We start from the raw sequence: 11251 nt of genomic DNA on the forward strand, positions 1-11251 counted from the left end.
GATAGTGGAATCATTCTCAATATAAATTATATTACAGCAAAAACTTGACGGATAAAAATAATTATGCTAATTTGATATTAGATGCCGGCATCATCAGTAAAAAATATCAGCAACGGGCGCTTGTTAAGCCCGATAGTCTTGTGAACTCTAAATCAAATAGCTTCAGTCTCGGTGAAATTGTAATCGGGACTGTGTTTAAGCTGGAACCCGAAGGCGCTTTGATTGACCTCGGTTCTGAAATAGCTGCTTATATTCCGCTGCGGGAGATGTCAATAGTTGAAGTGGAATCCCCAGAGGAGGTTTTGCAGCTAAATGAAACCCGTCAATTTTTGGTTGTGCATGACTATAGCGACCAAGAAAACAATCCGAGACTTTCTCTGTCTATCCGAGCACTTGAGTATAAGATAGCTTGGGAGCGAGTGCGGCAAATGCAAGCAGAAAATGTCACAGTTTACGCCAGAGTTTATCTTGTAAATCGTGATGGAGCATCGGTAAAAATTGAAGGCTTGCGCGGCTGGATTCGGGGTCATCATATCAGTATCAGCAAACGTAAAGAAGATTTCCTGGGAGAAGAAATTCCTCTCAAGTTTGTAGAAGTGGATGAAGATCGGGATTGCTTGGTATTAAGCCATCGCCTAGTTTTGGTTGAACCCAAGATAAAAGAGATGAAAGTGGGGGATCTTGTTGTCGTTAAGATACGTACACTTAAACCCTACGGCGCATTGGTAGATATGGGAGATGTTTTAGCTTTGCTACACATTTCTCAAATTTCCCATGCTCCCTTTGATGATCCTCACAGCGTTTTTCAGGTGGATGATGAAGTGAAAGCAATGATCCTAGATGTGGATGTTCTAAGAGGCCGAATCTTACTTTCAACTAAGCAACTAGAACCCGAACCGGGCGATATGTTGAAAAATCCTCAGTTAGTTTATGAAAAAGCTGAGGAAATGGCGGCTAAATATCGCCAGCAGATGCAAGAAAGGCAGAAGGATTCTGTCTAAAAGAGTTGAGATAGAGAGAAATGCGATCGCACTATTATCGAGGCGCGATCGCACTTCCTCTGTTATAATAGCATTGCCCAAGATTGAGGCATTTGTCATGGAAGAATTATTTACACTCAAAGACTTACTGCTCAAAGGTGATATTTCTGGGGCATTAATCATCGTTGAAGAACTAGAAGAAATGAGCCGTGACGATAAAATTAGTAACATTAGCAGTTATGCGGTGATTCTACTGCTATATTTAATTAAACAGCAAGCTGAAAATCGGACAACTCGTTCCTGGGATGTATCTATTCGTAATTCAGTCTGGGAAATTCAGAAAAAGAATAAGCGGCGAAAAGCCGGCGGCTATTATCTAAATTCAGAAGAATTGCGTGAAGCTATAGAAGAAGCGTATTCTAGAGCAATTGATAAAGCATCTTCGGAAGTAGCAGAAGGTATTTATGATACTGAAACTTTAGAAAAAATGGTCAATCAAGAAGAAATTATCGATCGCGCAATGGCTTTAATTTCATCAGAAGATTGAGTTGATTTTGTAGCGTGCGGCCGAGAGACACTTATTCACTTGACCGATAAAGGCTTCAACCTGATTGAAAAATCTGTTACGATCGCTGAAATCAAGAATTTTGAGAATGTAAAGACTTTTATATTTGCGTTATTCAGTTTGGGGTAGTTGGTATAGCGAGGAAAAAAGTAGCGAGAGGAATATAAATTTAGAAATTGAAGCAGAGATTCGCGAATGTGAAGCGCAACTCTCCACTGCAATGTTGAATACATATCTGTTTGCATTGGACGCACCGATCGCCAATACTCTCTCGCGAAGACTAAATCCAACGCTGAACCGCCTGAATAGTGTCACTAGGATTAGTATTGAAGCAGATGGAGGAATCAGGCGCATAGCGATGCACCCAATTAACTAATGACTCGAACAGGAGATCGGATGAAATCTTTACACCAGCACCGATCGCAATGCAGTCATACTTTTTAGCACTCAACCAAGCAATGACAACAGACTCGGCAGTTTCACCCAAGTCAATTGGGCAGAATTCTGCATTGTATCCCAATGTACCAAGTTCTTTTACACATAAATCTAAGGCAACAGATATCTTGGAGGCATCAACGTCGGGTAACGATGAGTAATCGACCAGATCGGGGTTAATCCCAATTATTAGGACGTTATTGGATTTCGACATTAAATCAAAGGATAGAAAAAGCTTTTCCATCATAAGTTATAATAGATAGTCATGTGAAAGAAAGGTTCGTATTCTTCTAAAACCAGCTTGAGCGATCGCTGAAATCAAGAATCTTGAGAATGTAAAGATTTTTATACTTTCGGTGTTTCGGTTTGGGGCAGTTGGTATCGTTAGGGAAAAACGGCTATCGGTCGTCATAAAATTTGATTTATGGGGTATTATACAGAAAAATTCCGTATAATATAGTGATATTTCTTTAGCATTAAATGTGTCAACACTAACAATTGGAGAAAACAGATGTGGGATGAAAGATACAGTGCAGAAGAGTACGTATATGGCACAAGCCCGAACAATTTTTTGGAAGCGAACGTCAGTACTATTCCCAAAGGTAAAGTTCTAAGCTTGGCTGAAGGAGAAGGGCGGAATGCTGTTTTCCTCGCGAAACAGGGTTATTCTGTAACTGCTGTTGATGCGTCTCTAGTTGGTTTGAATAAGGCTAGAAAGTTGGCAGAAGAGAATGGGGTTGTTATTGAGTTTATTCAGGCTGATTTAGCAGATTATGATTTAGGGGAAAATCAATGGGATGGAATTGTATCTATATTTTGTCCATTGCCTTCTTCAGTCAGAAAACAAGTTCATAAAAAAGTTGTAGCTGGGTTAAAGCCAAACGGTGTTTTTCTGATTGAGGCTTATACACCCGATCAGTTGAAGCATGGTACTGGCGGGGGAAATTCAGTTGATGTGATGCAATCTAAAGAATCTTTAAGCATTGAGTTAGCTGGCTTAAAGTTTAAGCATCTAATTGAGCTTGAGCGTGATATAGTGGAAGGTATTTATCACACTGGCATTGGAGCAGTTGTTCAGGCGATCGCATCAAAAGACATATAACAGCCGTAGCATTACCTAAATTTACTTTCCCGATCTAACGCAGGAAGATTTAAAAGCCTCCATCCCATACGCGGGAGTTTGAAAAGTTGACCCGTTTAAGGGTGATTTATACCGCGATCTCAATTTTGATGAGATTGAGGGTTTTGAGGAGTTCGGTTGGGTGATTTCTGTGGATCGGATGCCTAAGTTGGAGGAGGTTTTGGTGTAGTATAATGGTAGGGTGAGCAATGCCCACCTAATCTAATTACAAGGAGGAAAATGCCAGCAAAAGATGTTTACCATGATGCGGTTAAAAATGCTTTAATTAAGGATGGTTGGACAATTACAGCCGATCCTTATAAAATTAAATATAAAGATGCTGAATTATTTGCTGATTTAGCAGTAGAAAAACCAATTGTTGCTGAACAAAATGGACGTAAAATTGTTGTCGAAATTAAAAGCTTTTTAAGTCCCTCACCAATGAGAGATTTTGAACTAGCACTAGGACAATATATTTTATATCGAAATTTAATCAATCTTACTGAACCAGAATATCAGATTTATCTAGCAATTAAGGAAAGTATTTATGAAAACTTTTTTAAACGGGAGTCAATTCAAGATATTACTAATATAAATCAATTACTTTTGATTGTTGTTGATATGGAACAGGAGGAAATTTTACAATGGATAAATTAGAAAAGTATCGTAATTCTATTAAAAAGATATTGACAGAATATCAGGAATGGGTTTCTGGTTCAGCGAATTTAGATCAAGAGAGTTGCCTTGTTTTTGATGAAATACACGATCAATATTTTTGGCTGTTTATGGGTTGGGAAGGAAAGAAAAAATTTAGAAATATTCAAGTTCATATTCGCATTAAAAATGAGAAAATTTACATTGAGGAAGATTGGACAGAGGAAGGTATTGCTACTGAGTTATTAAGGGAAGGTGTACCGAAAGAGGATATTGTTTTAGCTTTTTACGATCCTGAAACTCGTAAGTTTACTGAGTTTGCTGTTGCTTAAATTTTTATTAAAGAGATAAATAAATGAGTAATTCATTGTCAAAAATTAAATTTTTTAACGATAAATGGGATGATAATGAACAAGAGGAATGGAATAAAATTATCAATAGATTTCTGGTAGTGATAGATAAATACTTAAGTGATTGGTGGTGTGAATTTAAAAAAATAGAGTGGTTAGAACAAGAATTTTGCTATTACATGGGATTAAAATATCAAAAGTTAGAGCCTGAAGAACAAGATAATCCTTATCAAGAATATCCTGATTTAATTTTTAATTTTAAAGATACTAATCTTTATATTCAAATAACATCTGCACATGATAATAAGTCTTTAGCAAAAGTTTTACAATATATGTTTATTGTTTTAGAAAAAGAAGAAGAAGAAGAAATCAAACTAAAAGAAAATTTATCTTTTGGTACTGAATTAGAATTATTAGAATTGACACCACTTTATGAAGAAATAAAAGCGTTAGCAAAATTTCATAAATGTTTTTCTATTACTAAAGTACAAAATTCTGTTACTATTTATCCTTCTGGTTCTCCATTACTAGATGAACAGGTAATTAATAAAACCTTAGAAGGACTAGAAGATCATCCAAAAATATCTGAATATTTTGAGCGTGCTTTAAAAAAATATGAATTAGCAGCAACGGATGATTATTCTGAACAAAACTACCGTGATATACAAGATAACTTACGTATTGTAATAGAACAACTTTTAAAAGAAATTTTAAAAAACGACAAATCATTAGAAAATCAAAAAGAAGAGCTAGGGAGGTTTTTAAGAAATAAAAAAGTATCAACGGAAATTAGAAATATGCTAATTAAATTGCTATTTATTGATTATACGCTCTATCAAAATAACAATGTAAAACACAGAGATAATGCTGAAAAACAATTATTTACCAACCCAGAAGTTGAATTTATTATCTATTTAACTGGAACGATAATGAGATTTTTAACTCAAATAAACAAAATCAAGTGATTAATTAAAGAAAGAAAATGTCTAAACAAACTCAAAAACTAATTGAGCAAGTAAGGGATAAATGGATACAAAAAAGATTAACGGCTTTATCTCGCCGTAATAATTTACTTTATTAGCGATCGCCAAATAGGTTGGATTGTGATACTTTAAGTTGAGTTGGGGGTGTCGCTTGCTGCTCAATTTAGTTGCAGATGCCAAGCAGATAGACAAGTTGAAAATAAATTATGCAGAATAGTAACTATCAAATCAGAGTGATGACTCGCCAAGAAGTAGATATCGCGATCGCCTGGGCTGCGGCAGAAGGATGGAACCCAGGGTTATACGATGCTGATTGCTTCTACGAGGCCGATCCAAACGGTTTCCTGATCGGATTGCTTGACGATGAACCTATTGCAACGATTTCGGCTGTCAAATATGGCGATTCCTTTGGCTTCCTGGGTTTTTACATTGTCAAGCCAGAGTATCGCGGAAAGGGTTACGGCTTCCAGATATGGAATGCTGGTATTGCATACCTCAACGGTCGAACTATTGGTCTTGATGGGGTGGTCGCTCAACAGAGTAACTACAAGAAGTCTGGGTTTATATTAGCTTATAAAAATATCAGATATCAAGGAACTGGCGGTGGTTTTTTCCCGACTGATTCAGAAATTGTCGAGTTATCAACGATTCCTTTTGATGAGATATGTGCATACGATCGCTCGTTTTTTCCCGATAGTCGCGTAGAATTTCTAAGATGTTGGATTAATCAACCTCAAACTACAGCAATAGGCATCCTAGAAAACAGTAAGTTGGCAGGTTACGGTGTCATTCGCCCCTGTCGTTCTGGATATAAAATCGGCCCGTTGTTTGCAGATAGTCCGTTGTTTGCAGAACATTTATTCTTAGCTTTAAAGTCAAATGTTCCAAAAGGTGCGCCATTTTTCTTAGACATACCGTCAGAGAATTCATCGGCTGTCGATTTGGTGAATCGACACAATATGATGGTCGCCTTCGAGACAGCGCGGATGTACAAAGGAAAAAGCCCTGATTTACCGATAAATCGACTGTTCGGTGTGACGACTTTTGAACTTGGATGATCGCAGTTCACAGCAGAAAACCCTTTGACCTGACTACTATTCTGCTACGTAACGCCGCCTTCTAGGCGGTAAAGAAACCGCCTAGAAGGCGGCGTTACACATAGTAAGGGCTAAAGCCCTTACTACAAACCAAAATTAAGCCGGAACTTGAATTTTCTCACTCCCAGAAAGAGCAAAAGCTGAGTGAATTGCTTTCAAAGCCATTACGCCTTGATCTTCATCCACAACGCAGCTAATTTTAATTTCCGAAGTAGCAATCATTTGAATGTTAATTTTATGCTGCGCTAGCGCTTCAAACATCTTTGCTGCTACCCCTAGATGTGCTACCATTCCAGAACCAACTAAACTAACTTTAGCGATCGCTACATCAAGTGCTACTTCACCCCATCCTAACTCCGCAGCAGATTTTTCTAAGATTTCTCTAGCAGCTTCAGCATCGATTTGTGCTACAGTAAAAGCAATATCGCGAGTTAAAATTCCATCGATATTCCGACATCGTTGTGACTGAATAATCATGTCAACGCTGATGTTTTGATCGGCTAAAAGTCCGAACAATTTTGCTGCCATTCCCGGACGATCTGGTAAGTGGCGAATTGCTAAACGCGCTTGATTGACATCCAAAGCAACTGCACGCACCGCAGGGGCTTTAGAAGCACAAGGTATAGGGATAACTGGGGTACTGGCGACCTCAAAAACTTTGCAGAGTTCAGTGACGGCGCGATCGCAATCAGCAGCATCGATCGCGCAGCTAACTTTCACCTCGGAAGTCGAGATCATTTGAATGTTAATCCCAGCATCCGCTAAGGTTTTGAACATTTGCGATGCTACTTTGGGGCGGCCGATCATCCCCGCGCCGGCAATGCTAATTTTCGCGATCGCGCGATCTTCCGCCCTCACCTCCGGTTCCCCCATTTCCGGGTCAGAATTCTTGCCCAAAGATGGTACGATCGCATCTGCTACGGCCGCTGCTTGCTTCAGGGAGTTGTGTGTCACCGTGAAAGCGATATCATTGGTATTGCCTTCGTGGATCGACTGGATAATCAAATCTACGTCCAGATTTTGCAGTGCGATCGCGCCAAATAACCGCGCCGCCACCCCAGGGCGATCGGGTACTCGCAACAGCGACACCGCCGCCTGATTTAAGTCAAATTCCACCGCATCCACCGCTTTCGCCAACTCCAAACCCTCCAAAGGGCGCGATCGCACTGGCGGTGACACCACGCGCGTACCGGGTTCGTCACTCCAGCTAGACAGCACAACCAGCGGTACGCCGTAGTTTTTAGCGATTTCCACCGCGCGCGGATGCAGGACTTTTGCGCCCAAACTAGCCAATTCCAGCATCTCGTCGCAAGTGATCTCAGACATCAATGTTGCATCGGGGACAATGCGCGGATCTGTCGTCAAAATTCCGGGGACATCAGTATAAATCTCGCAACAATCAGCTTTTAACGCCGCCGCTAACGCTACCGCTGAAGTGTCGGAACCGCCGCGCCCCAAAGTCGTAATTTCCAAATCTCCCGCGATCGCAATCCCTTGGAAACCAGCTACTACAACCACCTTACCACTTTCTAACTGCCGTTCAATGCGATCGGTTTTAATCTGTAAAATCCGAGCGCGAGTGTGTTCAGCTTCAGTTACAATCCCAACTTGAGCACCCGTTAGCGAAATTGCCGGTTGTCCCATTTCCTGCAATGCCATACTCAAAAGTGCGATCGAAACTTGTTCGCCAGTGGATAACAACATATCCATTTCCCGCCTGCTGGGATTGCTGGAAATTTCCTTAGCTAATTTTACCAAACCGTCAGTGGTTTTACCCATTGCCGAAACCACGACAACTACAGAGTTACCAAGCTTTACCGCCTTCACAACTCGTTTTGCTACTTCCTGAATGCGTTCAACTGTACCAACCGAACTACCACCGTATTTTTGAACAATTAATGACATAATAAGGTTTACACAAAATACTACAATACTTACCAGCTAATATACGCCGTCTCTAGACTAGAAACAAGAATGTTTAAATCACGTCTTAGGCTGCTCCTAGCAGATAAGCACTTTTTATTCTAGCTTAAAAGATGCTTGTCAAATTGATATAGTTTCTTTGGCTGGCGATCGCCTTTCTTAATTTTGGCATAAATTATGGCATTTACAATCTAAAATTGACCAGTAGGTTAACATCTATATTACCTGTCATTGCGAGTGAAACGAAGCAATCGCAAAACCTGGGGATTGCTTCGTTTCATTTGCCATAAGATCGTTACATTTAATTGTGTCCTTTTACTTATGCTAACGCCCCCGGATTTTTCAATTCCCAAACGTTCTGCTCGAAATCTGTGGATTTTTGCTGTACTATTTTTAATTATAATCTTCCTTAGTCTAATTATGCAATCTCTTTCCACCACACCCCAACTACTAACCGATCCTTTTCTACAACTCCCAACCGCAAATTCAGTACGAGTTGTGTGGTTTACCGAATTTGTCGGTATCCGCCACACCGTCGCCTATGGTGAAAACTTAAATCAAATCGCAATTGCTACCACAACTAAACTCAGCAACACTCGCGAAGACAATGATTCGCGAGTTTCAGAAGTAGTAAAAAAGCTAGTAGTTGATAGTAAGCCAATTATGCGAAATATTTGGCGACACGAAGCAGAAGTAACTGATTTAACTCCCGGTGTTCGCATTCCTTATCAGGTAAAAAGTGAAGCTGAAAACGGTCAAACTGTCACCAGTCGTACTTTTACTCTCTCACCCCAACCAACACCAGAAACCCCCCTAAAAATTTTACTCACTTCTGACCATCAAGTGATGCCAATGGTAGCTGCAAATCTGCAAAAAGTAACTGAAACAATTGATAGGATTGATGCTGTTTTTATAGCTGGAGATTTAGCCAATATCCCAGGTCGTGCCTCAGAATGGTTTGACGATCTTCGCGGCCGTGCTTTTTTCCCTTGTCTCCAAGGTCGTGCTTTTTCTGAATTAGATAAAAACGATATTAAAACAGTTTACACTGGCGGTGAATTGATTCAAAATGCACCTTTATTTACTGCTATTGGCAATCACGAAGTCATGGGTAGATTTTCCAATAATAGCACGTTAAAAGAGCAATTCAATGATTCTTTCCCCCGTTTTGCTGTTCAAAAAATATTAACATCTAAATCTGATACTAAGTTGAGAAATCAAGATAATGAAGAAACCGCAAAGGTGCAAAAAAAAGCAGAAGAAAGTTTAGTTATTGGTGAGTTGAAGGATAATTCTTTTAACACTGATACTTATGAGCAGATTTTTACTTTGCCTAGTCCGAAAAAATACTATGCTGTAACTTTCGGTGATGTCCGTTTAGTAGTTTTGTTTATTACAAATATGTGGCGCACTCCCACTCTTGATGTTGATTCTAAAGGGAGATATCGGGAACGCGATCGCGATTTTAATCACCCTGAACAATGGGGTTACGGACAGCATATTTATGAGCCAATTGTCAAGGGTAGCGAACAATATAATTGGCTTGAGGAAGAACTCAATAGTGAAGAATTTAAACAGGCAAAATATAAGGTTGTGATGTTTCATCATCCGCCCCATACTTTAGGCGATAATATTGTACCTGCTTACACTGACCCCGTGCAGATTATTGACCGCGATGATAATGGTGAGATTAAAATGATTCGCTATGAATATCCAAAGAAGAATGATTACATTATTCGCGATGTAATCCCCTTGTTAGAAAATGCTGATGTACAATTAGTATTTTACGGTCATAGTCATCTGTGGAATCGCTTTATTAGTCCCAGTGGAATGCACTTTTTAGAAACTTCTAATGTCGGCAATAGTTATCCTGCGGCTATGGGTGAAAGGCGCAGATTTGTCCCTCCAGGTTATCAGGAGAAATATGTTGCTATTGGCGATCCAAATGGCTTAGAACCTGTGATGCCAACTATTGCGCCTGTTTTGGGAGAAGATGGTCAGCCGATGCCTTATATTGCTAGTAATGACCTGACAGTATTTAGTATTTTTGATACAAGTGCAGGTGTGGTGAGTAGTTATTATTTTGATACGCGAAAACCAGAGTCAGAGGTGGTGAAGTTTGATGAGTTTAAGTTGAAATAGCGATCGGTTATAGCTTAAAGAAGATTTTCCAATTCACAATGAATGAATAACAGTAGGAGAAATAGGGCAAGATAATGAATTGCTTAAATATTATGTAATATTCTGTCAGCAATTTAGATGCAATTGCCCCCATCTCCTATCCCAACCAAACTGGATGCGACAACAAAGCCGCAAACGGTTGCTTTCCTCGCAACTGATTTGATAGCGGCAAATGACCCCTAGGAGCACTCAAATCCCAGATAAACTCATTCGGGTAACGAGTCCAATTATTCCCCTTCTTCCAACCAATTTGCGGCCAAAACTTATCCCAATTCTTGCCAACGGCAAGCCAAATTTCTCGCTGCACTGAAAAGCCAAATTTACCCTCAGAGTGAACTAGCCATAGTAGATTAATTGTTTGCAAATCCGCTGCTGGTAAACTTTCAATCTGAGTAAAATACAGCCACTTTCTCTTTAAAGCCGTCTCACCCGCTAATTCACACATCTTTTCCAAAGTCAAGCGATCGGCTTCTTGAAAATCCTGCTTAGCTAGCAATTGTTGCAACAAAGTATAATCAATCCCAGACTGCGATCGCAACGGCACGACACCTGTGGGAAAATGAGTTTGGAGAAATTCTGCCACCTTCGGCAAATTAGCACTATACAAAATTTGGTAAGCCTTACCGTCAACCATCGTCGGAGGTGACAGCTTACGTTCTAGTAAAAATTCCATCAATACATCGAAACTGCCCTCTGCTATCTGTTGCAGCAGTTGCAGTTGATTTTTTTCGGAACCAGACCTTAATTTAGAACTGAGTTCAGTTATATTCGGCGATGCTTCTGGCGTAGAGGTAGTAGTCGAGTCAGTCATAAAGAGCTTGCATCAGCTATCAGCTTTCAGCTATCTGCTTTCAGCTAAAATGTAGTTTTATCTCATTGTACAATAGCTTTTAAATCCTTGATAATAATTTACCAGGACTTACGCACAATTACGTAACGCCGCCTTCTAGGCGGTAAAGATAC

Annotated in this window: 11 protein-coding genes; 8 read left to right on the plus strand and 3 right to left on the minus strand. The window is 39.7% G+C overall.

All coding sequences use genetic code 11. The features are described from left to right. The first annotated feature begins 44 nt into the window (after nt 1–44). Together PY364_RS05235 and PY364_RS05240 are read left to right on the plus strand one after the other, a co-directional pair. Nucleotides 45–1001, plus strand: a complete 957-nt coding sequence (locus PY364_RS05235; protein ID WP_343277552.1) for a S1 RNA-binding domain-containing protein — start codon at nt 45–47, stop codon at nt 999–1001. 97 nt (nt 1002–1098) lie between these two features. Beyond that, nucleotides 1099–1527, plus strand: a complete 429-nt coding sequence (locus PY364_RS05240; protein ID WP_275521111.1) for a DUF29 family protein — start codon at nt 1099–1101, stop codon at nt 1525–1527. Nucleotides 1528–1825: 298 nt separating this feature from the next. On the opposite strand, the gene PY364_RS05245 is transcribed toward PY364_RS05240, so the two are convergent. Further along, complete coding sequence (locus PY364_RS05245; RefSeq protein WP_275521096.1) at nt 1826–2227, minus strand: hypothetical protein; 402 nt, start codon at nt 2225–2227, stop codon at nt 1826–1828. A gap of 264 nt (nt 2228–2491) precedes the next feature. On the opposite strand from PY364_RS05245, the gene PY364_RS05250 reads away from it, so the two are divergent. The 5 genes from PY364_RS05250 to PY364_RS05270 all read left to right on the plus strand — a co-directional run bounded on the left by PY364_RS05250 (nt 2492) and on the right by PY364_RS05270 (nt 6145). Then, nucleotides 2492–3082 (plus strand): class I SAM-dependent methyltransferase, encoded by a 591-nt coding sequence (locus tag PY364_RS05250; RefSeq protein WP_275521097.1) that lies wholly within the window; start codon nt 2492–2494, stop codon nt 3080–3082. A gap of 258 nt (nt 3083–3340) precedes the next feature. Next, nucleotides 3341–3757: a XisH family protein gene (locus PY364_RS05255; RefSeq protein ID WP_275521098.1), complete on the plus strand. Its 417-nt coding sequence runs from the start codon at nt 3341–3343 to the stop codon at nt 3755–3757. Further along, nucleotides 3745–4086 (plus strand): XisI protein, encoded by a 342-nt coding sequence (locus PY364_RS05260; RefSeq protein WP_275521099.1) that lies wholly within the window; start codon nt 3745–3747, stop codon nt 4084–4086. The genes PY364_RS05255 and PY364_RS05260 overlap by 13 nt, the downstream gene beginning before the upstream one ends. A gap of 23 nt (nt 4087–4109) precedes the next feature. Beyond that, nucleotides 4110–5069, plus strand: a complete 960-nt coding sequence (locus PY364_RS05265) for a hypothetical protein (RefSeq protein WP_275521100.1) — start codon at nt 4110–4112, stop codon at nt 5067–5069. Nucleotides 5070–5293: 224 nt separating this feature from the next. Beyond that, nucleotides 5294–6145, plus strand: a complete 852-nt coding sequence (locus PY364_RS05270) for a GNAT family N-acetyltransferase (protein WP_275521101.1) — start codon at nt 5294–5296, stop codon at nt 6143–6145. Between the two features lie 135 nt (nt 6146–6280). Here the strand turns inward: PY364_RS05270 and PY364_RS05275 are convergent, their stop codons facing one another. After that, entirely contained in the window at nt 6281–8089 is a 1809-nt protein-coding gene (locus PY364_RS05275) for an aspartate kinase (protein ID WP_275521102.1), read from the minus strand. 339 nt (nt 8090–8428) lie between these two features. Between PY364_RS05275 and PY364_RS05280 the strand changes: the two genes are divergently transcribed. Continuing rightward, nucleotides 8429–10249 (plus strand): metallophosphoesterase, encoded by a 1821-nt coding sequence (locus tag PY364_RS05280; protein WP_275521104.1) that lies wholly within the window; start codon nt 8429–8431, stop codon nt 10247–10249. A gap of 136 nt (nt 10250–10385) precedes the next feature. Here PY364_RS05280 and PY364_RS05285 read toward each other — a convergent pair whose 3' ends face one another. Further along, nucleotides 10386–11099, minus strand: a complete 714-nt coding sequence (locus PY364_RS05285; RefSeq protein ID WP_275521106.1) for a GUN4 domain-containing protein — start codon at nt 11097–11099, stop codon at nt 10386–10388. Nucleotides 11100–11251: the final 152 nt, after the last annotated feature.

The organism is Kamptonema sp. UHCC 0994 (assembly GCF_029167235.1).
Classification (GTDB): domain Bacteria; phylum Cyanobacteriota; class Cyanobacteriia; order Cyanobacteriales; family Microcoleaceae; genus Kamptonema.